Source organism: Bradyrhizobium sp. USDA 3315 (assembly GCF_054056795.1).
In genome coordinates this window covers 7,004,440-7,029,477 of sequence record NZ_JBSRYP010000001.1, presented here as the reverse complement: position 1 = coordinate 7,029,477, position 25,038 = coordinate 7,004,440, and the positions used below count along the sequence as shown (strand labels likewise).

General features: G+C 63.9%; 24 protein-coding genes. 15 read left to right on the top strand and 9 right to left on the bottom strand.

The window, feature by feature from the left end; translation table 11 throughout:
- Nucleotides 1-211: 211 nt before the first annotated feature.
- Nucleotides 212-1,501, top strand: a complete 1,290-nt coding sequence (locus ACVIYL_RS32995; RefSeq protein ID WP_225642830.1) for an IS4 family transposase — start codon at nt 212-214, stop codon at nt 1,499-1,501.
- 235 nt (nt 1,502-1,736) lie between these two features.
- Here ACVIYL_RS32995 and ACVIYL_RS32990 read toward each other — a convergent pair whose 3' ends face one another.
- Entirely contained in the window at nt 1,737-2,060 is a 324-nt protein-coding gene (locus ACVIYL_RS32990) for a hypothetical protein (protein ID WP_253608688.1), read from the bottom strand.
- Between the two features lie 83 nt (nt 2,061-2,143).
- On the opposite strand from ACVIYL_RS32990, the gene ACVIYL_RS32985 reads away from it, so the two are divergent.
- The 5 genes from ACVIYL_RS32985 (at nt 2,144) to ACVIYL_RS32965 (ending at nt 5,730) form a co-directional block, all read left to right on the top strand.
- The gene (locus ACVIYL_RS32985; protein WP_253608687.1) at nt 2,144-2,911 is read left to right on the top strand and encodes an AAA family ATPase; all 768 of its coding nucleotides are present in this window, start codon (nt 2,144-2,146) and stop codon (nt 2,909-2,911) included.
- A gap of 158 nt (nt 2,912-3,069) precedes the next feature.
- Nucleotides 3,070-3,609 carry an SRPBCC family protein gene (locus tag ACVIYL_RS32980; RefSeq protein ID WP_057018515.1) on the top strand — a complete coding sequence of 180 codons (540 nt, stop codon included), beginning with the start codon at nt 3,070-3,072 and terminating at the stop codon, nt 3,607-3,609.
- A 102-nt stretch (nt 3,610-3,711) separates the two neighbouring features.
- Complete coding sequence (locus ACVIYL_RS32975) at nt 3,712-4,650, top strand: YVTN family beta-propeller repeat protein (RefSeq protein WP_253608686.1); 939 nt, start codon at nt 3,712-3,714, stop codon at nt 4,648-4,650.
- Nucleotides 4,651-4,911: 261 nt separating this feature from the next.
- The gene (locus ACVIYL_RS32970) at nt 4,912-5,244 is read left to right on the top strand and encodes a PRC-barrel domain-containing protein (protein ID WP_229158910.1); all 333 of its coding nucleotides are present in this window, start codon (nt 4,912-4,914) and stop codon (nt 5,242-5,244) included.
- A gap of 117 nt (nt 5,245-5,361) precedes the next feature.
- Complete coding sequence (locus ACVIYL_RS32965; protein ID WP_253608685.1) at nt 5,362-5,730, top strand: VOC family protein; 369 nt, start codon at nt 5,362-5,364, stop codon at nt 5,728-5,730.
- Between the two features lie 39 nt (nt 5,731-5,769).
- Here the strand turns inward: ACVIYL_RS32965 and ACVIYL_RS32960 are convergent, their stop codons facing one another.
- The 5 genes from ACVIYL_RS32960 to ACVIYL_RS32940 form a co-directional block, all read right to left on the bottom strand.
- A complete protein-coding gene (locus ACVIYL_RS32960) occupies nt 5,770-6,132 on the bottom strand; it encodes an HNH endonuclease (RefSeq protein WP_375167086.1) in 363 nt (120 codons plus the stop codon).
- 76 nt (nt 6,133-6,208) lie between these two features.
- A complete protein-coding gene (locus tag ACVIYL_RS32955; protein WP_253608684.1) occupies nt 6,209-6,580 on the bottom strand; it encodes a hypothetical protein in 372 nt (123 codons plus the stop codon).
- A gap of 13 nt (nt 6,581-6,593) precedes the next feature.
- Nucleotides 6,594-9,581 (bottom strand): excinuclease ABC subunit UvrA, encoded by a 2,988-nt coding sequence (gene uvrA, locus ACVIYL_RS32950; RefSeq protein WP_057018510.1) that lies wholly within the window; start codon nt 9,579-9,581, stop codon nt 6,594-6,596.
- 351 nt (nt 9,582-9,932) lie between these two features.
- Nucleotides 9,933-10,592, bottom strand: a complete 660-nt coding sequence (locus ACVIYL_RS32945) for an outer membrane protein (RefSeq protein WP_253608683.1) — start codon at nt 10,590-10,592, stop codon at nt 9,933-9,935.
- A 256-nt stretch (nt 10,593-10,848) separates the two neighbouring features.
- Nucleotides 10,849-11,595: an outer membrane protein gene (locus ACVIYL_RS32940; RefSeq protein ID WP_137480818.1), complete on the bottom strand. Its 747-nt coding sequence runs from the start codon at nt 11,593-11,595 to the stop codon at nt 10,849-10,851.
- Between the two features lie 448 nt (nt 11,596-12,043).
- Between ACVIYL_RS32940 and ACVIYL_RS32935 the strand changes: the two genes are divergently transcribed.
- From ACVIYL_RS32935 to ACVIYL_RS32920, 4 genes are all read left to right on the top strand, one after another.
- Entirely contained in the window at nt 12,044-12,538 is a 495-nt protein-coding gene (locus ACVIYL_RS32935; RefSeq protein WP_057018508.1) for a single-stranded DNA-binding protein, read from the top strand.
- Between the two features lie 256 nt (nt 12,539-12,794).
- On the top strand, nt 12,795-13,193 hold the full coding sequence (locus tag ACVIYL_RS32930) for a DUF2306 domain-containing protein (RefSeq protein WP_456780595.1): 399 nt from the start codon (nt 12,795-12,797) through the stop codon (nt 13,191-13,193).
- Nucleotides 13,194-13,417: 224 nt separating this feature from the next.
- A complete protein-coding gene (gyrA, locus tag ACVIYL_RS32925; RefSeq protein WP_456780594.1) occupies nt 13,418-16,144 on the top strand; it encodes a DNA gyrase subunit A in 2,727 nt (908 codons plus the stop codon).
- A gap of 171 nt (nt 16,145-16,315) precedes the next feature.
- Nucleotides 16,316-18,091 carry an adenylate/guanylate cyclase domain-containing protein gene (locus ACVIYL_RS32920; protein WP_456780593.1) on the top strand — a complete coding sequence of 592 codons (1,776 nt, stop codon included), beginning with the start codon at nt 16,316-16,318 and terminating at the stop codon, nt 18,089-18,091.
- Between the two features lie 70 nt (nt 18,092-18,161).
- Here ACVIYL_RS32920 and ACVIYL_RS32915 read toward each other — a convergent pair whose 3' ends face one another.
- The 3 genes from ACVIYL_RS32915 to ACVIYL_RS32905 all read right to left on the bottom strand — a co-directional run bounded on the left by ACVIYL_RS32915 (nt 18,162) and on the right by ACVIYL_RS32905 (nt 21,465).
- Nucleotides 18,162-19,121, bottom strand: coding sequence for a phosphotransferase family protein (locus ACVIYL_RS32915; protein ID WP_456780592.1), 960 nt, complete (start codon nt 19,119-19,121; stop codon nt 18,162-18,164).
- Nucleotides 19,122-19,142: 21 nt separating this feature from the next.
- The gene (locus ACVIYL_RS32910) at nt 19,143-21,041 is read right to left on the bottom strand and encodes a potassium transporter Kup (RefSeq protein ID WP_425249202.1); all 1,899 of its coding nucleotides are present in this window, start codon (nt 21,039-21,041) and stop codon (nt 19,143-19,145) included.
- A gap of 166 nt (nt 21,042-21,207) precedes the next feature.
- The gene (locus tag ACVIYL_RS32905) at nt 21,208-21,465 is read right to left on the bottom strand and encodes a hypothetical protein (RefSeq protein ID WP_028340746.1); all 258 of its coding nucleotides are present in this window, start codon (nt 21,463-21,465) and stop codon (nt 21,208-21,210) included.
- 267 nt (nt 21,466-21,732) lie between these two features.
- On the opposite strand from ACVIYL_RS32905, the gene coaD reads away from it, so the two are divergent.
- From coaD to queA, 5 genes are all read left to right on the top strand, one after another.
- Entirely contained in the window at nt 21,733-22,230 is a 498-nt protein-coding gene (gene coaD, locus ACVIYL_RS32900) for a pantetheine-phosphate adenylyltransferase (RefSeq protein ID WP_076828588.1), read from the top strand.
- Between the two features lie 46 nt (nt 22,231-22,276).
- Entirely contained in the window at nt 22,277-22,840 is a 564-nt protein-coding gene (locus ACVIYL_RS32895) for a peptidylprolyl isomerase (protein WP_028332096.1), read from the top strand.
- A gap of 5 nt (nt 22,841-22,845) precedes the next feature.
- Complete coding sequence (locus ACVIYL_RS32890) at nt 22,846-23,283, top strand: TonB C-terminal domain-containing protein (RefSeq protein ID WP_253608678.1); 438 nt, start codon at nt 22,846-22,848, stop codon at nt 23,281-23,283.
- Nucleotides 23,259-23,723, top strand: coding sequence for a peptidylprolyl isomerase (locus ACVIYL_RS32885; RefSeq protein WP_028340742.1), 465 nt, complete (start codon nt 23,259-23,261; stop codon nt 23,721-23,723). Before ACVIYL_RS32890 ends, ACVIYL_RS32885 begins: the two co-directional genes overlap by 25 nt.
- A gap of 114 nt (nt 23,724-23,837) precedes the next feature.
- On the top strand, nt 23,838-24,914 hold the full coding sequence (gene queA / locus ACVIYL_RS32880; protein ID WP_253608677.1) for a tRNA preQ1(34) S-adenosylmethionine ribosyltransferase-isomerase QueA: 1,077 nt from the start codon (nt 23,838-23,840) through the stop codon (nt 24,912-24,914).
- Nucleotides 24,915-25,038: the final 124 nt, after the last annotated feature.

Genomic DNA, 25,038 nt, shown 5'->3' with positions numbered 1-25,038 from the left:
TCCCTGCGAGAGCACTAGGGGATGCACACATCTGGTGCGACGGATTGACTCGGGTCAGAGATTGGGGATTCCAGAATCGGGGGTCTCGGTGACTTCTATTACGGCACTTCGGCTTGGGCGGAGGTGCCAGCATGTTGTCGCGGATTGACTGGACGTTGGGCCGGTTCGAGGATGGTCGTCTCGATAAAGGGGGGCGGCGCTCATCGGACGCATGGTCGCGGGCAAGGATGTATGCCTTCGGCGGCTTTCCAAGGGAGACCGCGCGCTGGAGGTGCGGTTCAACCGCTTTCTCGGTAACTCCAAGGTGACGAAGGAGCGCATCATCGAAAGCTGGAGCGAAAGCACGGCTGCGGCGGTTACAGGCCGCCATGTTTTGGCGATCCAGGACACCAGCGAGATCCACTTCAACACCACGCCGCAACGCCGGCGCGGGCTCGGGGAGATCGGCAAGGGCAATCACCACGGCGTGCTGCTGCACCCGATGCTGGCGGTGGATGCGGACAATGGCACCTGCCTGGGACTTTTGAGCGGCGAGGTGTGGACGCGTGAAGGCCCTCGGAGCGTCTCGCATGACAGCCGCGACCTGTCGGACAAGGAATCGCAGCGCTGGATTGCCACCGCCCTTGCGGCCAAGCCGCTGCTTACCGGTGCTGCAATGGTGACCCTGCTTGGTGACCGCGAGAGCGACATCTTTGCTCTTTATGCCAGCGCAGCCGAGCAAGACTACCGCGTGATCGCCCGCAGCATGCATGATCGCAAGCTGGCCGACACGACGGGTTTGTATGCGGCGATCGACGCCATGACGGCGGTAGAGCGTCGCATCATCGAGTTGCCTGCGCGTGCGGGGCGGCCTGCACGTCCGATGGACCTCGAACTTCGCTTCGGCGCAATCGAGCTGGCCCGGCCGCAAAGCAAGTTCCTGCGCCATTTGCCGAAAAGCCTGCATCTGGCCATCGTTGACGTCCGCGAGATCAATGCCGATCCCAACGTCGAGCCGTTGCACTGGCGTCTTCTCACCTCTCACGAGGTCACCAGTTCAGACGATGCCTGGCGCATCGTCGCCTGGTACAAGCAGCGCTGGATCATCGAGCAGTTCTTCCGCGTCCTCAAGACGCAGGGCTTCAAGCTCGAGGATAGCCAGATCGGCACCGCCGGCCGGCTTCTCAAATTGGTTGCCATCGCTGCCAAGGCCGCGATCATCACCATCCAGCTCCTGCAAGCGCGCAACGGGAGCCAGCAGTCGCTTCACGTTGCCTTCAATCCCAGCGAGATCGATGCGTTGACCGCCCTCAATCAGCAGCTTGAAGCCAGGAACAGACGACTGAAGAACCCGCATCCGTCCGATCGTCTTGCCTGGGCGGCCTGGATTATCGGCCGCATTGGAGGATGGGACGGCTATCCGTCCTCCAAGCCACCAGGCCCCATCACCTTCAAAAACGGTCTCGATTACTTCCGCGCCGTCGCTCTCGGATGGAGCCTCAGAAATGTGTGCATGCCCTAGTGCGAGAGCAGGGACCCATAACCACAGACGTTCGTTGTCGAAGCGAGCTGTGGCTCCAGCGTCGTGCACTATTGACCTTCGGTGGTTATAGGTCCCGGGTCGCGCTTCGCTTGCCCGGGACGACGCCTAATCTGTTGCGCGATCTGCGAGTCACACATCCGCATTCTCGCGACATGAATTGTCCGAGGTTTGCCGCCTTTGCCGCCTTCTCTTGACCAGAGGGCGCAGGGGCCACTCACCGCCGCTTGCGGACATCGATGTTGATGTCGAGGTCGATGGCGCTGACGCAGGTCTGCTCGGTGCGGTGCGATCCGCCCTCGTGCCAAGGACCGTTGCGCAGGCTGATGTCGGTGACGTGAGCGAGCCGCAGGCAGCGCCATTGCGGCAGTTGGCCCGAGCTCGAGCCGCCGAACTGCCAGGCCAGCACGACCTCCTCACCGCTCTTGTTGTGGCCGATGATGTGCGGGCAGAGTTCGCGCGGCCGGCCGTCATAGATGCAGACCGCTTGCTGTTCGTTGAGGATCGCCTTGCGGAAGAGGGCGTAAGCTTTGCTAGCCATGGGACATCCGGCCATCTAGGATTGCTGCGGGCTCCTATCATATAAACTGGGCCACCCGCCGTTGTTTCCCCGGATCCGCGCCGATGGCCAGAGGACGACACCGCCCGATCAACATGCCCGCGCCATATCTGAGGCGCGTCTGGCTCGATCCCGAGCGCATTCCCAATCGCAACGCATATCCGTTCGCGCTGCCGCTGCTGCGCGACGAATTCGAGCTCAGCTTCGACATGGCGATCACCATCATCGTCGGCGAGAACGGCACCGGCAAGTCGACACTGCTCGAGGGGATCGCCGTGATGGCCGGCTATGATGACGCCGGCGGCGGCAAGGGCTATCGCGCGGTCGACCACGGCAATGCCGTTGAGAAGATGGGCGGCTCGCTTGCGTCGGCGCTGCGTGCCAGCTGGCTACCTAAGATCACGAATGGCTGGTTCTTCCGCGCCGAGAGCTTTTTCTCGGTGGCGCGCTACGTCGACGAGGCCGCGCTGGATGTCGGAGACGTGCCGCCGAACTTCCTGTCCTATTCCCACGGCGAGGGCTTCCTGCGCTTCTTCAACGAGCGTTGCCAGCGGCAGGGCATCTTCATCTTCGACGAGCCGGAATCCGCGCTGTCGCCGTCGCGGCAGATCGAATTCCTCAAATTGTTGCACCGGATGAACGGCACCGGCCACTGCCAGGTGATCATGGCGACGCATTCGCCGATGCTGATGGCGTATCCGAACGCGACGCTGTTGCGGGTTACCAAATGTGGGCTGGAGCCGGTGGGCCTGAAGGACACCGATCACTACCGGCTGATGCGCGAGTTCTGCGACGATCCGAAAGGGTTCGTCGAGGCGGCGATCGAGGAGTGAAACCGCTGACCGGCAGGCTTGCCTCCCGGGGAAGCCGCCGGCCGCGACTTCGCTCTGGTGCAAGAAGCAGGTTGCCGGTCTAGTCTAGAACCTCCAATCATAAACTGCGGCATGCGCCAGGCGGCGCAGGGCCGACAGACATCGGGAGAGGACCAAGGATGAGGCGGACGATCGCACGGACTTTCGTGGTGGTGGCGGCATTGGCCGTGTTGGGGGCCGCCTGGGCCCATGGGCCGACCCGCCAGAAGGTGCGGGAATCCATCGAGATCGATGCGCCGCAGGCCAAGGTGTGGGCGGTGATCGGCAATTTCCAGGACATGAGCTGGCTTGCCGGTGTCGCCAAGACCGAGGGCGAGAAGGGCAACGAGATCGGCGCCACACGGCGGCTGACACTGGCGCCCGGCATTACCATCGACGAGGAGCTCTACAAATACGAACCAGAGATGATGAGCTATTCGTACCGGATCACGGCGGTCGACGTGAAGGTGCTGCCGGTCACCAATTATTCCTCGACGCTGACGGTGTCGCCGGCGCCGGACGGCAAGTCGAAGCTGGAATGGGCCGGCGCGTTCTACCGCGGTTTTCCGAACAATGATCCGCCGCCGGAACTGAGCGACGAGGCCGCGGTGAAGGCGGTGAGCGGGCTCTACAAGGCCGGGCTCGAAGCGCTGAAGAAGAAGATCGAGAGCGGGACCTGAGCATGATCCGGAAAAGTGCGAAGCGGTTTCCGACAAGATCATGCTCAAAACGAGGGGCTAAAGCGCGATGATGGTTTGTCCCAATCTCATCGGGCTTTAGCCGTGCGCGCGATTGCGCTCGTCGCGCTGCTTGCCAGCCTCGGCGCCGCGCATGCCGAGGAGGCGTTCGTCACCAACCAGCTCAGCGACGACCTCACGGTGGTCGATCTCGCGACCTCGAAGCCGGTTGCGACCATCGCGATCGGCGGCAAGCCCGCCGGCGTTGCCGTCAGCAATGACGGCCGCTTCGCCTATGTGACCAGCCCGGATGCCAAGGCGGTCACGGTAGTCGACGCGCCGGCGCGAAAGGTGGTAGGCCGGGTCGATGTCGGCGGCGGGCCGCTCGGCATCGCGGTCGCGCCCGACGGCGCGACGGTCTATGTCGCCGACTGGTACGCCGCCGCGGTGCGGGTGATCGATGCCAGAGAGCGGCGTGTCGTCGCAAGTATCGCGGTCGGTGCATCCCCGTCCGGGCTGGCGGTGACGCCGGATGGGCTGCTGCTGCTGTCGGCGGATCGCGACGATGACAGCGTCTCCATCATCGACACCGCCTCGCGCGAGCGGAGGGGGATCGTGAAGGTCGGGAGTCGGCCGTTCGGTGTCACCATCGATGCCGATGGCAAGCGTGCCTACACCGCCAATGTCGGCACCAACGACGTCTCGGTGATCGACGTCGCAACCGCGCGCGAGATCGGCCGCGTGCATGTCGGCCTGCGCCCCTACGCGGTGGCGCTGGCGCAGGGCCGCGGCTTCGTCACCGACCAGTATGACGGCAAGGTCAGCGTGTTCGACCTCGCGACGTTGCAGCCCGTGAAGCGGATTACGGTCGGCGATTACCCCGAAGGCATCGAGGCGACCGCCGACGGCAAGCGCATCCTGGTCGCGAACTGGGAAAGCAACACGCTGAGCGTGATCGACGCCGCCGAGATGAAGGTGATAGGCGAGGTCAAGGTCGGCGACGGCCCGCGCGCGTTCGGGGCATTCCTGAGACGGACGGAGTAGGGGGAAGGTGCGTGGGGTGTCCCAAAATATCGAAAACAACCCCATGCAAAGGAGCAGGCTGCCGCCGAGACTCGGAAAAGCGACTTGACGCGTCGGGCAAATCAGCGGTACGTTTTTATTATTCCGAAATTGTGCAAGCGTCCGCCGCCGCAGGATAGAGCCAACCGCGCCCTGCGACGTGTCGCCGAGCTGCGACCCATTGGCTCACCAGCGCGACAGGCCTATATTATCAGACAAACGCCAGGAAACAGGGAGGATGCCATGCATCATACCTTGGTGCCCAGTGACCGGGTCGAGCACGTCTGCGTCTTCGGGCGCGACGGGACGAAACTTGGGTCGATCGAGCGGCTGATGCTCGACAAGGTGAGCGGAACGGTGGCCTACGCCATCATCAAGACCGGCGGCGTGCTGAGCACCCACCACCACTATCCCGTCAGATGGACCGCGCTGCGATTTGATCCTGTGCGGCAGGCCTTCGAGGCCGAGGTGACGCTGGATGATCTGCGGTCAGGACCCTCCGAATTCGACGGCGACGAATTCGACTGGGGCGACCGCTCGCGATCCTACACGCACCCGAATTATTGGGCGGTGTAGCAGAGCGGTTGAGAGACCGTAGCCCGCATGAGCGAAGCGACATGCGGGAGCGGTCAACTTGTTCGGCTGATAGACCCCGCATATCGCTCCGCTCATGCGGGCTACTAAGTCAGGCACATGACCCAATTCAAGTCCGCAGGCTGGCCTTCCGTCATACCGCGAATTGTCACCCGCGACCTCACCGGCTTGGCCAGATTTCTTCGAGACGTTTTCGATGCGCAGGGCGAAGTCCGCTCCGGCGCGCCAACGGAAATCCGGATCGGAGACTCGATCATCCTGATCAGCGACGGCGGAGGCGTGCGCGAGGCGATGCCGGCCTTTCTCTACGTCTATGTTCCGAACGTAGACGAGACCTATCGGCGGGCGATCGCGGCAGGCGGTGAATCCATCGAGATACCCGCGGATATGCCGTATGGCGACCGACGCGCGACGGTCCGGGATGCCTGGGCAAACGTCTGGCAGGTCGCCACCTATCGCGGGAAGTGAGGACCGTAGGGGCAAGCCACCACTATTGGGCCAACAGCACTACGCTTGTTGCGCACTCGGTTGATTGCGGCGACGTCGTGCTGATGCCATCCGTCGATCAGTGCTGGTTTGTATTCCAGAGAGAAAGCCGACGCGGCGGTAGTTTGCAACTCCCTTTCGGAAGCTAGCTAGCTGAGCAGCAACCGGGTCGTCAGGCGTCAAATATTGAAAAAGACTGGGATCATGGTGAGGTTCTAGACCGCCGTGACACGTGTGACAAAGAGTAATCAAATTTCTCAGATCAGTGACGCCGCCCTTTTCCCATGGTCGGATATGATGCACATGAAGCACAACGTCCTCGCAATCGTCAGGACGTCGCCCGCAAATGCGGCAACGTCGCCTGTCACGCGTTAAAACCTGCATTCTTACTTTTGGCGTCGGCGCTCGCCGAAAAGCAGTTTCGGGCAGTAGACCAGGCGAAATGAATCCGGTCGCGCCGTCATGGATCGAACGTCCGGCCCTTCCCAAGAGACGAAGAAAAATGGACCGTCCCAGAGATTCTTCCAGTAGAGCGTTTCCGGCCACCAATCAGGAAGAGACACAACTCGTCGGGTGTATGAACAACAGCATAGGGCTGATGTGCATGCCTCCAAAGCTCCACGAACTGTGGGTAAACGAGACGCGCAGTTCGGAGCTCTTCGCGTCGGTCTTCGTCTGACCAGCCCACCCACTCAGTCTGCGTTCCAAAAATAACCTTGCCATCGTCGTCTGCCGTCAGCGTAATCGCGAAATAGAGACAGTCAGGACGAACCGCCGTTAGCGCATTCAGCCGATCATCGAGACCCTTCTCTTTTGGATCGCGCGTGTCCACGTACAGGTCCTTTTTACTCCGCCGCCTCGCTCGCTGAGCTCTTCCTCGGCTTGCTGTTCGCCTTCTTCAGCACCGGAGCCAGGAACTTGCCGGTGTAGCTGCGCGGGGCCTTGACGATGTCCTCGGGCGGGCCCCAGGCGACGATCTCGCCGCCGCCGTCGCCGCCTTCGGGGCCGAGGTCGATGACCCAGTCGGCGGTCTTGATGACCTCGAGATTGTGCTCGATCACCACCACCGTGTTGCCCTGGGCGACCAGCTCGTGCAGCACCTCGAGCAGCTTGGCCACGTCGTGGAAGTGAAGGCCGGTGGTCGGCTCGTCCAGGATGTAGAGCGTGCGGCCGGTGGCGCGCTTTGACAATTCCTTGGCCAGCTTGACGCGCTGGGCTTCGCCGCCCGACAGCGTCGTCGCCTGCTGGCCGACATGGATGTAGTCGAGGCCGACGCGGTGCAGGGTCTGGAAGGTCTCGCGCACGCGCGGCACCGCCTTGAAGAACTCGGCGGCTTCCTCGACCGTCATGTCGAGCACGTCGGCGATGCTCTTGCCCTTGAACAGGACCTCCAGCGTCTCGCGGTTGTAGCGCTTGCCCTTGCAGGTGTCGCAGGTGACGTAGACGTCCGGCAGGAAGTGCATCTCGATCTTGATGACGCCGTCGCCCTGGCAGGCCTCGCAGCGGCCGCCCTTGACGTTGAAGGAGAAGCGCCCGGGCTCGTAGCCGCGCGCCTTCGCCTCCGGCAGGCCGGCGAACCATTCGCGGATCGGCGTGAAGGCGCCGGTATAGGTCGCGGGGTTGGAGCGCGGCGTGCGGCCGATCGGCGACTGGTCGATGTCGATGATCTTGTCGATGTGCTCGAGGCCCTCGATGCGGTCGTGCGGCGCGGCGCCTTCGCTGGCGTTGTTCAGCTTGCGGGCGATGGCGCGGTACAGCGTGTCGATCAGCAGCGTCGACTTGCCGCCGCCGGAGACGCCGGTCACGCAGGTGAACAGGCCGAGCGGGATTTCGGCCGAGACGTTCTTGAGGTTGTTGCCGCGCGCGTTGACGACCTTGATGGTGCGCCGGTGGTTCGGCGGCCGCCGGTCGGGCACAGGCACCGACAGCTCGCCGGTGAGATACTTGCCGGTCAGCGATTTCGGGTTGCGCATGATCTGGTCGGGCGTGCCTTCGGCGACGATGTGGCCGCCATGCATGCCGGCGCCGGGCCCGATGTCGAGCACGTAATCGGCGAGGCGGATGGCATCCTCGTCATGCTCGACCACGACCACGGTGTTGCCGAGGTCGCGCAGCCGCTTCAGCGTGTCGAGCAGGCGGGCATTGTCGCGCTGGTGCAGGCCGATCGACGGCTCGTCCAGCACGTAGAGCACGCCGGTGAGGCCCGAGCCGATCTGCGAGGCGAGGCGGATGCGCTGGCTCTCGCCGCCCGACAGCGTGCCGGAGGAGCGCGACAGCGTCAGGTAGTTCAGGCCGACATCGAGCAGGAAGGTCAGGCGCTCGCGGATCTCTTTCAGGATGCGCGTCGCGATCTCGTTCTGCTGCGCGTTCAGCGCCTCCGGCACCGTCTCGAACCATTCGCCGGCGCGCTTGACCGAGAGCTCGGAGATCTCGCCGATATGCTTGCCGCCGATCTTAACGCACAGCGCCTCGGGCTTCAGCCGATGGCCGTTGCAGCCTTCGCAGGGCACGTCGGAGAAATACTTGCCGAGCTCCTCGCGCGCCCACTCGCTCTCGGTTTCGCGGTAGCGGCGGTTGATGTTGGTGATGACGCCCTCGAACGGCTTCTTGGTGTCGTAGGAGCGGACGCCGTCCTCATAGGAGAACTTGATCTCGTCGTCGCCGGAGCCGTGCAGCAGCGCGTTCTGGACCTTCTTGGTGAGGTCCTTCCACTTGGTGTCGAGCGTGAACTTGTAGTGCTTGCCGAGCGCGGTCAGGGTCTGGATGTAGTAGGGCGAGGACGATTTCGCCCAGGGCGCGATCGCGCCCTTGCGCAAGGTCAGCTCCTTGTCGGGGATGACCAGGTCCTCGTCGATATGCTGCTCGACGCCGAGGCCGCCGCAGGCCGGGCAGGCGCCATAGGGGTTGTTGAACGAGAACAGGCGCGGCTCGATCTCGGGGATCGTGAAGCCGGAGACCGGACAGGCGAACTTCTCCGAGAACAGGATACGCTCGGGCCCGCTCTTGTCGTGGATCTTGGCGGTCTTCTTCTTGTCCTCTTTCTTGTCGTCCTGCGCTGCCGCCGCCGGCGCATCGGCGTATTCGATCACGGCGAGGCCCTCGGCGAGCTTCAGCGCGGTCTCAAAGCTTTCCGCAAGGCGCTGGGCGAGGTCGGGACGCACCACGATGCGGTCGACCACGACGTCGATGTCGTGCGGGAATTTCTTGTCGAGCGCGGGCGCTTCGGACAGTTCGTAGAAGGTGCCGTCGATCTTGACGCGCTGAAAGCCCTTCTTGAGATACTCGGCGAGCTCCTTCTTGTACTCGCCCTTGCGGCCGCGCACGACCGGCGCCAGCAGATATAGACGGGTGCCTTCCGGCAGCGCCAGCACGCGATCGACCATCTGCGAGACGATCTGGCTCTCGATCGGCAGGCCGGTGGCCGGCGAATAGGGCACGCCGACGCGCGCCCAGAGCAGGCGCATGTAGTCGTAGATCTCGGTGACGGTGCCGACGGTGGAGCGCGGATTCTTCGACGTGGTCTTCTGCTCGATCGAGATCGCCGGCGACAGGCCGTCGATCTGGTCGACATCCGGCTTCTGCATCATCTCGAGGAATTGGCGCGCATAAGCCGACAGCGACTCGACGTAGCGGCGCTGGCCCTCGGCATAGATGGTGTCGAACGCGAGCGACGATTTGCCGGAACCGGACAGGCCGGTGAACACCACGAGCTTGTCGCGGGGAATCTCGACGTCGATGTTCTTCAGATTGTGTTCGCGCGCGCCACGGATCGTGATGGCGCGCGATGAGGAGCCGGCGTTCTGTTGGCGCTTCGCCTTGAGCACTTCATCCATAGCGACGGTTCCGGGCGCATGCTTGGGCGCCTTTTGGGCGCGCATCGCCGGTGATGCCGGGACCTTGCGCCGATGGGGTGTGAAGGCTGGAACGTAGGAAGAACGGCCGACAATTTCCAGTGCTGAGTCGCGTCCATCAACGGATAGTTTGCCTGATGGCAGCAGCCGTCAGCAGGGCCGGTTCCGCTAAAGCCTTTCCCCCGTTCCGATGGAATCGGAACAGGGGCTCCAGATTCCTGCTTTGACCCGTTTTCTTTCCGCGAGCCGGAATCCGCTTCGCTCGAAAACGCTCTTACGCAAAAAGGCCGGCGCGAGGCCGGCCTTTCGGTGCGTTCTGATCGCAGATCAATCTTAGTACTTGGCGACGATCGGGCCGCCGAAGTGATAGTTCACGCCGAACTGGGCGCTGTGCAGCTCGAGCGTACCGGAGGGCACGCCGAAATAGTTCTCGCTGTCGAGGCTGCGATACAGGTATTCGCCCTTGATCGACCACTGCGGGGCGATGAAGGCTTCGACGCCGGCGCCGACGGTCCAGCCGGAGTGGAAGTTGCTCTGCGAGGCGGTCACGCCGAGCGCGGTGACGCTGACCTCGTTGTTGGCCCAGGCGTAGCCGCCGGTGCCGTAGAACAGCACCTTGTCGACGGCGAAGCCGAGGCGGCCGCGCACGGTGCCGAGCGAGTCGATTTTGCTGCGGGCGGTGACGCCGAGCGTCGAGACCGATGCGTCGATGTCAGCGCCTGCAGCGTCGACCTCGAGGCCGTACACGATGTTGCCGGCCTGCCAGTTGTAGCCGATGGTGCCGCCGCCGAAGCCGCCTTCCATGCTCGGGGTGCCGGAGTTCTCGCTGGCGTAGCCGCCGAAGCCGCCGACGTAGAAGCCGGTCCAGTTGTAGATCGCGGCCGGCGCCGGAGCCTTCACGTAAGGCGCGCGTGCCGCCATGTCGGCGGCCATTGCCGGTGCAAAAGCGCTCAGTGCAAACATGCCGGCCGAGGCCAGCAAAACAATCCTCATTTTCAAAGTCCCAGTCCCATTTTCTTGTTGTCCCTTCAGAGATCTTGAAGAGAGCGTCACAGCAGTGTCGCGTGACGTGCTGGTGCTTCTACAGAGAAATGCCGGAACGTGTGTATCCGCGAAACCACAACGCACCGAAAACGGCCCCGGTGAGGTGCGCGTGCACACGCAACGAAAAAGCCGGCGCACAAACAGGCGCAAACAAAAAGGCCGGCGCGAGGCCGGCCTTTCGTCTGGATCAATCGGCCTGGCGCGATCAGTAGCGCGCGACGACCGGGCCACCCCACTTGTAGTTCACGCGGACGGTGACGAGGTCGACGTCCTGGCGATCGCGGATGGTGCTGTTCAGCGTGCCGTTGGGAGCGATCAGGTTGTAGGTCTTGTCCTGCATGAACAGGTGGTCGTATTCGATGCCTGCGGTCCAGTTCGGCGCGAAGCCGACTTCGATGCCGGCGCCGACGGTACCGCCCCAGCGGGTGTCGCTGGCGCTGCCGACGAGCACACCGGTCGGCGTGAAGTAGGTGTTGAAGCGGTTGTCGGTCAGTGCCGCGCCGCCCTTGGCGTAGAGCAGCACGTTGTTGACGGCGTAGCCGATCTGGCCGGTGAACAGGCCGAACGCGTCGATCTTGGACTGGTTGGTGAACAGGCCCGGGAAGATCGCGCTGTTGTTGCTGCCCTTCAGGTCAGCCCAGTCGCCCTGCGCTTCAAGGCCGAACACCCAGGTGCCGGCCTGCCAGCGATAGCCGATCTGGCCACCGGCGACGCCGCCGGTTGCATCATGGCAACCATCTGATGCGAGGAAGATGCCGGCCGGGAGCTGGTCCCAGCAATTGTGGCTCGAGCCCCAGCCGCCGTTGGCGCCGATGTAGAAGCCGGTCCAGTCATAGATCGGGGCAACCACTGGCGGCGGCGCCTTGGTGTAGGGGCGCGCAGCGAGATCGGCAGCCGCGGCAGGCGCAGCAAACGCAATCAGAGCAACCGTACCGAGCAAAAACTTCTTCATTATCAATCCCCCAGCACCCCGATCGGCTTCCAAACGGTCCCGAAGCACGATCCCAGACGCGAGCGCCCGCGCCATGGTTGGAGCTATACGCTGATTCAACCGCAAACGCAGTCTCCCAAATGCAACACTCGCGGGAGAAGTATCGATAAGGCAAGCTGCTGATTTGTTTGTTGTTTTTCTAAATCTTGCTGCCGAGCGTCGGCCTGCGCCGAGATCGACTGCCGCTCCGACGGCACTGGCCGCTTCTACGGATGGTTGTGGCGAACAAAACTGGAACGATGCCGGATCCGGTGCTATATCCCGATATCCGTGGATAACCGCGCGACGGCAAAGGCGACGAGCCGGCACCGGCGTATAGGGTCATCCACGACGCCTGCGACGTAAGTGGCGAAGGTTGAGAGTGGCGGCCGAATGTCCGGACGCCCGGTTTTTGAGTGGAGATGATGCGATGGCAGGAAGCGTGAACAAGGTGATCCTGGTGGGAAACCTCGGCAAGGATCCGGAAATCCGGCGGACGCAGGACGGCCGTCCGATCGCAAACCTTTCCATCGCCACCTCGGAAACCTGGCGCGACAAGGGCACCGGCGAGCGTAAGGAAAAGACCGAGTGGCACCGCGTCGTGATCTTCAACGAGGGCCTCTGCAAGGTCGCCGAGCAGTATCTGAAGAAGGGCGCCAAGGTGTACATTGAGGGTCAGTTGCAGACCCGCAAATGGACCGACCAGAGCGGCGTCGAGAAGTACTCGACCGAAGTCGTGCTGCAGGGCTTCAACTCCAACCTCACCATGCTCGACGGGCGTGGCGGTGGGGGCAGCAGCTTCTCCGATGATGGCGGCAGCGATTTCGGCTCGGCCGGACCGGTCAGCTCAGCGCCGCGCCGCGCCGTCGCCGCGGGTGGTGGCAGCAGCCGCAACAGCGACATGGACGACGACATCCCGTTCTGAGGAGTGGTCGCGCTTCCATCGATTCCGTCAGGCGCCGTTCCGTGAAGATCGTTCTCCGGATCGGCGTCCTGATTGCGGGGAGGGATGTCTTCGTGTGGATTATGAGGATAACCTTGCACTCGGCTGATCTCATTTGAGCATTGACAGGGAACCTTTGCGGTTCCGCGGGGCTTTGACACAGCTCGATGTGAATGATATTTACATTGGCCTGCGGCATTTGATGCCTGGCCGCGAGCTTCACTCGAGGGCCGCCACCATGAGCCTCGTGCCATTGCTCGACGCTGTGCCTGCGATCCCGCTCCATGCCTTTGCCGCGATGGCCGCCTTCGTGCTGGGCTCCATCCAGCTCGCCGCCCCCAAAGGCACGCTGCCGCACCGGACCCTGGGCTGGATCTGGGTGATCCTGATGCTGGTGGTCGCCGGAAGCTCGTTCTGGATCCATCAGATCCAGCTGGTCGGTCCCTGGAGCCCGATCCACCTGCTGTCGATCTTCTCGCTCGCCATGCTGGTGGTCGGCGTCACGGCTGCGCGGAGCCACGATGTCCGCCGCCACAGGTTCACGATGATCGGCATTTTCTTCGGCGCGCTAGTCATTGCCGGGCTGTTCACCTTGATGCCCGGGCGGATCATGCACGCGGTGGTCTTCGGCCACTGACGGGAGAGGCAAGTCGCGAATGGCGGGTGGCGAATAGGGGATTTTTCCATTGCTGTTCGCCATTCGCCACGCGCTTCCCGAGCAAACAGCCGGAACCTCGGTGCTCCACCCGTAAGTGCATGAAAAAACGAACGGAAAAACGGCTTGCCGGAGCCGTGCAAGGGTGGTTATCAGGCCCCCGATGGGCTATATGATTCCCCAGTAGAACCGACCGGATTTCCCCTTTGTCCGATAACGACGACCACAAGCCCGGCGAGCCGCCGGGACCCTCAGATATTCGTCCCGTTTCCATTCTCGACGAGATGAAGAAGTCCTACCTCGATTACGCGATGAGCGTGATCGTGTCGCGTGCGCTGCCTGATGCGCGCGACGGGCTCAAGCCGGTGCACCGGCGCATCCTCTATTCGATGCATGAGCAGGGACATACGCCGGACAAGAAATACGTCAAATCCGCGCGCGTCGTCGGCGACGTGATCGGTAAATATCACCCGCATGGCGACCAGTCGATTTACGACGCGATGGTCCGCATGGCGCAGGATTTCTCGCTGCGCGTGCCGCTGATCGACGGCCAGGGCAATTTCGGTTCGGTCGACGGCGATCCACCGGCGGCCTATCGATATACCGAAGCGCGGCTGACCAAGGCGGCGCTGGCCGTGCTGGCTGACATCGACATGGAAACGGTCGATTTCCAGCCGAACTACGACAACTCCGAGAAAGAGCCGTCGGTTCTGCCGGCCCGGTTCCCGAACCTTCTGGTCAATGGCGCCGGCGGCATCGCCGTCGGCATGGCGACCAACATCCCGCCGCACAATCTCGGCGAGGTCGTCGACGCCTGCGTGGCGCTGATCGACAATCCGGCGCTCACGATCGACGAACTGATCGACATTATTCCCGGACCGGACTTCCCGACCGGCGGCGTCATCCTCGGCCGCCAGGGCATTCGTAGCGCCTACCATCTCGGCCGCGGCTCGATCGTGATGCGCGGCAAGGTGACGATCGACACCATCCGCAAGGACCGTGAAGCGATCATCATCACCGAGATTCCCTATCAGGTGAACAAGGCGACGATGGTCGAGCGTATCGCCGATCTCGTCAAAGAGAAGAAGATCGAGGGCATCGGGGACCTGCGCGACGAGTCCGATCGCGACGGCTATCGCGTCGTCATCGAACTGAAGCGCGAAGCGGTGCCCGACGTGGTGCTGAACCAGCTCTACCGATTCACACCGCTGCAGACCAATTTCCCGGCCAACATGCTGGCGCTGGATTCCGGCCGTCCGCAGACGATGAATCTGAAGGACCTGCTCACCATCTTCGTCGCGTTCCGCGAGCAGGTGGTGACCCGGCGGACCAAGTTCCTGCTCGGCAAGGCGCGCGACCGCGCCCACATTCTGGTCGGCCTTGCGATCGCGGTCGCCAACATCGATGAGATCATCCGCGTCATCCGGACCTCGCCAGATCCGAACACCGCGCGCGAGGCCCTGATGTCGCGCGACTGGCCGGCACGCGACGTCGAGGCGATGATCACGCTGATCGACGATCCCCGGCATCGCATCAACGAGGACGGCACGCTGCGGCTGTCGATGGAGCAGGCCAGGGCCATCCTCGACCTTCGCCTGCAGCGCTTGACCGCGCTGGGGCGCGACGAGATTTCCGAAGAGCTCGACAAGCTGGCGGCCGAGATCGCCGACTATCTCGACATCCTGCGTTCGCGTGCCCGCGTGCAGGGCATCGTCAAGACCGAACTGGCCGAGGTGAAGCAGCAGTTCGCCACCCCGCGCAAGACCGTGATCATCGAGCAGGAAGGCGAGGTCGAGGACGAGGACCTGATCCAGCGCGAGGACATGGTCGTCACCGTGTCGCATGCGGGTTACGTCAAGCGCGTGCCGCTGTCGACCTACCGGGCGCAGCGCCGCGGCGGCAAGGGCCGCGCCGGGATGCAGACCCGCGACGAGGATTTCGTCTCGCGCCTGTTCGTGGCGTCCACGCACACGCCGGTGCTGTTCTTCTCGTCGCGCGGCCAGGTCTACAAGGAGAAGGTCTGGCGGCTGCCGATGGCCGCGCCGAACGCGCGCGGCAAGGCGCTGATCAACATCCTGCCGCTGGAGCAGGGCGAACGCATCACGACGATCATGCCGCTGCCGGAGGATGAATCCTCCTGGGCCAATCTCGACGTGATGTTCGCGACGACCGGCGGCACCGTTCGCCGCAACAAGCTGTCCGACTTCGTCGACGTGCGCCGCTCCGGCATCATCGCCATGAAGCTCGGGGAAGGCGAGGCGATCGTCGACGTCCAGATCTGCACCGAGCATGACGACGTGCTGCTGACCGCCGCCGGCGGCCAGTGCATCCGTTTCCCGGTCACCGATGTGCGCGTCTTCACCGGCCGCACCTCGATGGGCGTGCGCGGCATTGCGCTGGCCGAGGCCGACAAGCTGATCTCGCTGGCGATCCTGCGCCATGTCGAGACCACCTCGGACGAGCGCTCGGCCTATTTGAAGATGCGGCGCGCGGTGGCCGGCGAGGCCGCGACCGAGGAGCCGGTCGAGGCCGAGGGCGAGGAGACCGCGAATGCGATCCAGCTGTCGCAGGAGCGCTATGCCGAACTGTCGGCGGCCGAGCAGGTGGTGCTGACCGTCTCCGTCAACGGCTATGGCAAGCGGACCTCGTCCTACGAGTACCGCACCACCGGCCGCGGCGGCAAAGGCATCGTCGCGATGAGCGTCAACAACCGGAACGGCAACCTGGTGGCGTCGTTCCCGGTCGAGGACGCCGACCAGATCATGCTGGTCACCGACAAGGGCCAGCTGATCCGCTGCCCGGTGGCCGATATCCGCGTCGCCGGCCGCTCGACCCAGGGCGTGATCGTGTTCGACACCGCCGAGGACGAGCACGTGGTCTCGGTCGAGCACATTCCGGAAGAGGAAAGCGGCGAGAACGGCAACGGCGGCTAGCGCCGCCGCTTCGGAGAACCCCCAGCCCGAACGCAGCCAACGGGCGCGCAACATGCGCGCCCCGTTGACAGGCTCCGCAAAATCCGGCGGCATGCCGTACGCCCCTAGCCCAAGGGCAACGCCCTATGCTTTGATGGGGGCCGGCGGATCTACCGATTTCGGGAGGCCGTTGTGACCGATCATCGCGTTGAGCGGCGGCTTGCAGCTATCCTGGCGGCTGACGTGGCCGGATATAGTCGGCTGACCGGCCTGGACGAGGAAGGGACACACGTCCGGCTGAGGGAGTGTCTGCGTGGACTCGCTGATCCCAAGATCAGCGAACACCGTGGCAAGGTCGTCAAGCACACGGGCGACGGCATGCTCGCCGAGTTCGGCAGTGTCGTGGATGCGGTGCGTTGCGCCATTGAGGTCCAGCGCGGAATGGCCGAGCGAAATGCCACGGTGCCGCAACTCAAGCGGATCGAATTCCGCATTGGCATCCACGTCGGCGACATCATCGTCGATGAAAACGATATCTTTGGAGACGGCGTCAATATCGCCGCCCGCCTTGAAGGGATCGCGGAGCCCGGCGGGATCTGCATCTCGGACGATGCGCAACGTCAAATCCGCGGCAAGGTCGATGCCGTGTTCGCGGACATGGGCTCGCAGAACCTGAAGAACATTGCTGAGCCGATGCGCGCGTGGCGATTGAGGATAAACGCGGGCCATCCCGCGAGCGCCCCGATCGAGCCGCCGGTCGACAGCGCGCAAGCTCTGGCGCTCCCTGACAAGCCGTCGATCGCCGTGCTGCCGTTCGAGAATATGAGCGGCGACCCCGAGCAGGAATACTTCGCGGACGGAATGGTCGAGGAAATCATCACGGCGCTGTCGCGCTTCAAATGGCTGTTCGTGATCGCCCGAAATTCGAGTTTTACCTTCAAGGGCCGGGCCGTCGATATCAAGGAGGTCGGCCGCAGGCTCGGCGTCCGCTATGTCCTTGAGGGGTCTGTGCGCAAGGCCGCGGGGAAGGTTCGCATCACCGGGCAGTTGATCGATGCGGTGACCGGAACGCACATCTGGGCAGACAGGTTCGAGCGTGACCTGACGGACATATTCGCTCTCCAGGACGAAGTGACCGTCGCCGTCGTCTCGGCCATTCAACCAAAATTGCTGCAGATCGAAATCGGCCTGTCGGCACGGCGACCGGAGAACCTCACCGCCTATGATTTCTATCTCCGCGCCATGCAGCAGCATTACCTGATGACCGCCGACGGGTTGGCCGAGGCGATCAGGCTGGCGCATCGTGCTTTGGAGCTTGACCCCCGGTTCGGTTTTGTCGCCGCTCTGGCAGGTCTCGCTCACATGCAGAACATCCTTTGGGGGCATGCCGTCGATCCTCAATTTGACCGCAAGGAAGCCGTTCGGCTGCTTCGCCTGGCATTGAGCATCGACGATGGTGATGCGGAAACATTGGCCTGGGTTTCCCTCACCTCGGCGTACATGGTCGGCGATTGCGAGAGTGAGATCGAATTGGCCGACCGGGCGATCGCTCTTAATCCGAATTCGTATCGCGCATGGACCGCCAGAGGCAGTGTCTATCGAGTTGCGGGGCTTCCGGAAGAAGCGGTCCGGAGCTTTGAACGCGCCATCCGCCTGAGCCCGTTAGACCCGCGGCTACCCATCACACTTGTCGGGATGGGGATGGCCTTCATCGAGCTTCGCCGCTTTGACGAGGCCATTGCCGCAGCCAACAAATGCCGGCGCCAGAATGCCTCCTATTCGCTGGCTTACCGTTGTCTCGCGTCCGCGTTCGCCCATCTCGGACGCGATCCGGAGGCGCGTGAGGCGGCGGCGCTCCTGCTTCAGCTCGATCCCGCCTTTACAATATCCGCGATGATCGCCAGGGGCGGGTACCCAAACGCACAGCTGTTGATCGAGGGGCTTCGGAAGGCGGGATTGCCCGAATGAATTGTGCCCGCGGGCGCCGACGAGGCCGCCATCGGGAGCACCGCAGGCTCTGTGTTTGTGGGGGCGCGGCCTAGACGGCGCTTTCCAGTTCGCGCGTGAGCCCGGGAAGGGCGTCCATCCGGCCGATCTGCGCGAACCAGCACCAGAGCTCGAGCGTCGAGGCCAGCCGGTAGAGCGCGATCGTGGCCTCCCAGTCCGGCCGGTCGCTCGTGCCGTGGCCCGCGAGCAATCCGTCGCGCTTCGGCGAGTCCCTCGGCGTGAAGTAATAGAGCGCCTTGGCGATGTCCATCAGCGGATCGCCGGCGGTGGCATTCTCGAAATCGACGATGCCGGTGAGACGCGGCTGCCCCTCCGGTGTCACCAGCACGTTGCCGGCGTGGAAGTCATAGTGGCAGAGGCGGGGCGTGTCGGCTGCGTCGAGCAGGACGCTGCGCGCCAGGATGCTGGCCCGCAGCCGCGCGGCCAGCGCTTCGTCCCCGCCGCGCGTGCAAAACTCGGTCAGCTTCCGCTCGAACTGCGCGGACATGTAGGCGCGATTGGTCGGGTGCGACGTCCAGACGCCGTGCGGACCGATATAGCCGAAGCTGTCGAGCGTGATGCCATTGATATGGCGGAGCGCCGTGCCCATGGCGGCGTAGATCGAAAACAGTTCCTGATCCGTCAGTGCCGCCTCGCGGTTGCCGAGCACGACGCCGTCGAGCTTGCTCATCAGCACAAAATTGAAGTCGATCAGCGCGCGGCTGTCGTCGGCTACGAGGATGCGGGGAATGGCAATGCCGGCGTCGCGCAGAAGACCGAGGACATAGACCTCCTTCGCCATCTTCCATTGCAGCTGGGCGGGGTAGACCTTGAGGATGCAGCTTGGCGCGTCAGCCCGCGTGATCTGGAGGATCGTGCTGATCTCGCCGCCGCGTAGCTCGGTGATGCCTGCCACGCGCGCGCCTGGCGCAACCCGATCGATGATCGCCTGAGCCTGGTCGATCGAAATCGCCAGCCGCGGCTTCAGCTGAAGAGGCGGATCGTCTGACATGTCCGCATCCGGGCTGTGGGACTAGATCTCGATCTCCGTCCCGAACTCCACGACCTGTCCGGTCGGCACGCCGAAGAACGCCGCCGACCGCTCGGCGTTGCGCTGGAGGAAGGCGAACAGCGATTCCCGCCACACCCACATGCCCGGAATGTCTTCCCGCGGGATGATGGTCTCGCGGCCGATGTAGTAGGTCACATCGGTCAGACGCAGACCGGGCAGTTTGCCCTGACGACAGGCGAGCTTTAGCCCTTCGTAAACGGTCGGATATTGCATGAAGCCGTAACGCAGGATGACGCGGATGATGCCCGGGGTGACGTCGTGAACCACAACGCGATCCTCGTCCGAGATGCGGGGGGATTCCTCGATCTGTACGGTGACCAGCAGCACGCGCTGGTGCAGCACGTGGTTGTGCTTGACGAACTGGGTCAAGGCAAGCGGCACGCCGTTAGGGGCGGAGGCGAGGAATATGGCGGTGCCCGGCAGCCGGCTGTGGCACTTGTTGACCGCGGTCTCGATCAGATCTTCTTCCGGCTGACGCAGCTTGCTGCGCGCCGTCTCGACCAGTTTCACGCCACCGCGCCAGGTCAGCATCAGGAAGGCCACCGCAGCGGCGAGCAGCAGCGGGAACCAGCCGCCTTCGAACAGCTTGGTCGAGTTCGCCGCAAAGAAGATCGCGTCGATGATGAAGAAGAAGCCGTTCACCGCGATCACGATGATCGGCGAATAGCCCCACTGGATCGCGACCAGCGCTGCAAGCAGCGTGGTGATCGCCATCAACAGCGACACTGCGATGCCGTAGGCGCCGGCGAGCGCGTCCGAGGTGCCGAAGGCGAGCACCGCGCCGAGTGTCCCCGCCGCAAGCATCCAGTTCACCAGCGGCACGTAGATCTGCCCGATCGCATCGCTCGTGGTGTGCTCGATGTGCATGCGCGGCAGGAAGCCGAGCTGGATCGATTGCTGGGTCAGCGAGAACACACCCGAGATGATGGCCTGCGAGGCAATCACGGTGGCGATCGTCGCGAGCAGGACGAGCGGGTAATGCGACCAGTCCGGCGACAACTGGAAGAACGGATTTTCGATCGCGGTCGGGTCGGTGATCAACAGCGCGGCCTGGCCGAAATAGTTCAGCACCAAAGCGGGCAGGCAGACGGCGAACCAGGCGAGCCGGATCGGAAAACGGCCGAAATGCCCCATGTCGGCATACATCGCCTCACCGCCGGTCACCGCGAGGAAGGCGGCGCCAAGGATGGCGAAGCTGACGTGGAAATCCTGATGGATCAGGAAATCGAATGCATAGAGCGGGCTCAGCGCAACCAGCACGCCGGGCGCCTTGACGATGCCGTGAATGCCGAGCGCTGCCAGCACGGCGAACCAGAACAGCATCACCGGACCGAAGATCCTCCCGATGAAGCCGGTGCCCCGCTTCTGCATCATAAACAGGCCGATCAGGATCACGACGGTGATCGGCACCACCGCAGGGGTCAGCGAGGGCGCGTCGACCTTGAGGCCTTCGATCGCCGACAGCACCGAAATGGCCGGCGTGATGGCGCCGTCGCCGTAGAGCAGGGCGGCGCCGATCAGGCCGACCACCAGAAGATGGCCGCGCCAGGTGCCGGGCGCCGCGTTGCGCGCCGAGAGCAGCGCCAAGAGCGCGACGATGCCGCCTTCGCCGCGGTTGTCGGCGCGCAGGATCAGCATCGCGTATTTGATCGAGATGATGAGGATCAGCGCCCACAGGATCAGCGAGACCACGCCGAGCACCGCGCTCTCGGTGAGCGGACCGCCATGGGTGGCGGCCTTGGCGGCTTCCTTCAGGGCATAGAGGGGGCTGGTGCCGATGTCGCCATAGACGACGCCGAGGGCACCGAGCGTGACGGCAACCGGGATCGGACTGGACGGGGGGTGGCCAGAAGAAACGATGGCGGGCGTACTCGTCACGGCAATCCCCCGATGGCTGCGCCCGTCGGATCATCCGGCCGGGCGCCTTAGACGATAGTCTGCGACGGGACGTCGCAAATTACCATTGGGTTTTGTGTGACGGCCTGACCTTACGCCAGGCTGACGAGGGACGTCGCTCGACTACGCGCTACGGGGTACGGTCGGCGGTGACCAGGCGGGCTTCGCGAACCACTGTCTTGTTGCCGGCGCTGCGCAGGCACGAGGCTTCGAAATTCGGCCAGGCCTGCTGCGAGCAGTCCTTGCCGACCGGGTGGACGTCGAGACGGTCGCTCTTGGCCAGCGGCTGCGGGGTGGAGGCTTCGACCTGCGGCGCAAAGCCCGGCAGCACGGTGAGCGCGGCGGCAATGAACGCGGCAACAGCGATGGCGGAAAGTGCCTTGATCATGACGGTCCCCAGTTGATCGGGCCGCCCGGGCCCGTCGTTTCGTTGTCCAATGTCTACCGGCAGCAAGTTTCCCGGTGTCTTCGCCACCGCGGGAAATGGTTTCGTCGCGGGCCGGTTTTGTTTCGTCCGCCAACGGCCGACGAAACATTCACCCCCGTAGACGCTGGCATCCCAGGACTCGTTCACTGGACGACTGGAAATTTGTTTCGAGCAAGCAATGGAACCCGGGCGGCTTGCCGGGGAGAGCCGGGCGGGTTAGGAGGGACCATGTCCCGTATCGCGATCTATCCCGGCTCCTTCGATCCCGTCACCAACGGCCATCTGGACGTGGTGAAACAGGCCGTCTTCCTCTGCGACCGCCTGATCGTCGCCATTGGCGTCCATCCCGGCAAGAAGCCGCTGTTTTCCACCGAGGAACGGCTGGCCATGGTCCATGAGGTGTTCGGCCCCATCGCCCAGCAGGCAGGCTGCGCCTTCGAGAGCGCGACCTATGACAATCTCACGGTCGCGGCGGCCCGCGCGGCCAAGGCCACGCTGATGATTCGCGGCCTGCGCGACGGCACCGATCTCGACTACGAGATGCAGCTTGCCGGTATGAACGATGCGATGGCGCCCGAGGTGCATACCGTGTTCGTTCCGGCGTCGGTCGCGGTCCGCCCGATCACCGCCACACTGGTGCGCCAAATCGCCCAGATGGGCGGCGACTTCTCTGCATTCGTGCCGTCATCAGTCGCAGCTAGCCTGAAGGCCAAGTTCGCCGGCTGATCCCGGCGGCCTGCCACACCCCGAACGTTAAAGCTCCGGAGTTGCCATGATCCGCATTCTCGCATTCGTTGCCGCGCTGCTCTGCGTCGTGCCCGCGGTCGCGCAGCCGCTGCCGGCCAATCTCGACAAGGCCGATGCGATCGTGATCGACACCACCAAGGGCCGCATCGTCATCAAGCTGCGCACCGATATCGCGCCCAAGCATGCCGAGCGCATCAAGCAGCTGGCGCGCGAGGGCTTCTACAACAACGTGCCGTTCCATCGCGTGATGGACGGCTTCATGGCGCAGACCGGCGACGGCCAGAACTTCAACGGCACCGGCGGCTCGAAATATCCGAACCTGAAGCAGGAATTCTCCCAGGTCCCGTTCAAGCGCGGCATCGTCGGCATGGCCCGGCGCGGCGACAGCGTCGACAGCGCCAATTCGCAGTTCTTCATCATGTTCGCCGACGGACCGAGCCTGAACGGCCAGTACACCGTGATCGGCGAGGTGGTGCAGGGCATGGACGTGGTCGACAAGCTGAAGAAGGCGTCTGCGGGCTCTCCTGGCGGAGCCGTCACCGATCCCGACAAGATGGTGAAGGTGCAGGTCGCATCCGACATCAAGTGATCCGCATGGCGGCGCGCTGCAAACCACTCGCCTGGTTCGCCGCGCCGCTGGTTTGCCTGACGCTGACCGTACCGGTGCAGGCCGAGCCGGAGCAACTCAATACGATCAAGGACGTTGTTCTTGCCATCCACCGCTGCTGGCGGCCGCCGCCGGCAGACAAGGCCGGCCCGATCGACATCACCGTCATTGTCAGCTTCAACCGCGAGGGCGCGATCCTCGGGCATCCCAGGATCAGCTATGAATCGCAGGAGGCGACCGACAACGACCGGATTGCATACCGGATCGCGGTGATGGAGACGTTGCAACGCTGCACGCCGTTGCCATTTACCGAGAGCCTGGGCGGCGCAGTCGCCGGCCGCCCATTCGCGATCCCGTTCAGGAATAAGAAGTATCCACCCCGAAGCCAGGAGAAGCGAGCATGGCTGCTACCGAAAATACTCTGATCCTCGAAACCACGCAGGGCCCGGTCACGATCGAGATGCGTCCGGATCTCGCGCCCGGCCACGTCGCGCGGATCAAGGAGTTGGTGCGCGAGGGCTTCTATGACGGCATCGTATTCCACCGCGTGATCGACGGCTTCATGGCGCAGACCGGCTGCCCGCAGGGCACCGGCATGGGCGGCTCCGGCAAGAAGCTGAAGGCCGAATTCAACAAGGAGCCGCATGTCCGCGGCACCGCCTCGATGGCCCGCGCCGCCAATCCGGATTCCGGCGACAGCCAGTTCTTCATCTGCTTCGACGACGCCTCGTTCCTCAACGGCCAGTACACCGTCTGGGGCAAGGTCACCGAGGGCATGGAGAACGTCGACAAGATCAAGCGCGGCGAGCCGGTGAAGGATCCGGACAAGATCGTCAAGGCGCGCATGGCCGTCGACGCGGCGTAAGTCAAACACTCCGTCATTCCGGGGCGATGCGCAGCATCGAACCCGGAATCTCGAGATTCCGGGTTCACGCTTCGCGTGCCCCGGAATGACGGCGCTGAAGTATTAGTCACCGCCATGCGCACCGACCTCTTCGACTTCGAACTGCCCCCGGAAAGCATCGCGCTTCGCCCCGCGAACCCGCGCGATGCCGCGCGGATGCTGGTGGTGCATCCGGACGGCGTGCTGCGCGACGCCGCGATCGCCGACCTGCCGCAGTGGCTGGAGCCGGGTGATCAGATCGTCGTCAACGACACCAAGGTGATCGCGGCGCAACTCAAGGGCCGCCGCATCGGGCGCGACACCGAACCGAAGATCGAGGCGACCTTGATCAAGCGGCTCGACGGCTCACGCTGGCAGGCGCTGGTGAAGCCGGCGAAGAAGCTCAGCCCCGGCGACACCATCCGCTTCGGCAATGAGGGCAGGGTGTGCCTGCTCGGCAATCTCGATGCAGAGGTCGAGGCCAAGGGGCAGGAGGGCGAGGTGACGCTGTCATTCTCGTTCCATGGTCCGGTGCTCGACCAGGCGATCGCCGATGTCGGCGCCACGCCGCTGCCACCCTACATCGCTTCCAAGCGCACGCCTGACGAGAAGGACGTCAGCGACTACCAGACCATGTTCGCCGCCAATGAGGGCGCGGTCGCAGCGCCCACGGCGGGGCTGCATTTCACGCCGGCCTTGGAGGCCGCGCTGAAGAGCCGCGGTGTCGAGCTGCACCGCCTGACGCTGCATGTCGGGGCAGGGACCTTCCTGCCGGTGAAGACCGAGGAGACCTCGGAGCACAAGATGCATGCCGAGTGGGGCTGCATCACCGCCGAGACCGCTTCCGCCTTGAATGCCGCGCGCGCAAAAGGCGGCCGGATCGTCGCGATCGGCACCACGTCGCTGCGCCTGTTGGAAAGCGCCGCCAATGCCGACGGCACCATCGAGCCGTTTGCGGCGGAAACCTCGATCTTCATCACGCCGGGCTACCGCTTCCGCGCGGTCGATATTTTGCTGACCAACTTCCATCTGCCGCGCTCGACGCTGTTCATGCTGGTCTCGGCCTTCTCCGGCCTCGAGACGATGCAGGGCGCCTACGCGCATGCGATCAGGGACGGCTACCGGTTCTATTCGTATGGCGATGCGTGTTTGCTGTTTCGCGCGCGAGGCTAGCTCCGCAAGCACGGCTGCTTCACCGTCACCCTGAGGCGGCCGCTTCTTCAGCGGCCCTCGAAGGGCGACGGCCCGACTGGGGCCGATGCATCCTTCGAGACGCCCGCCGCGCGGACTCCTCCAG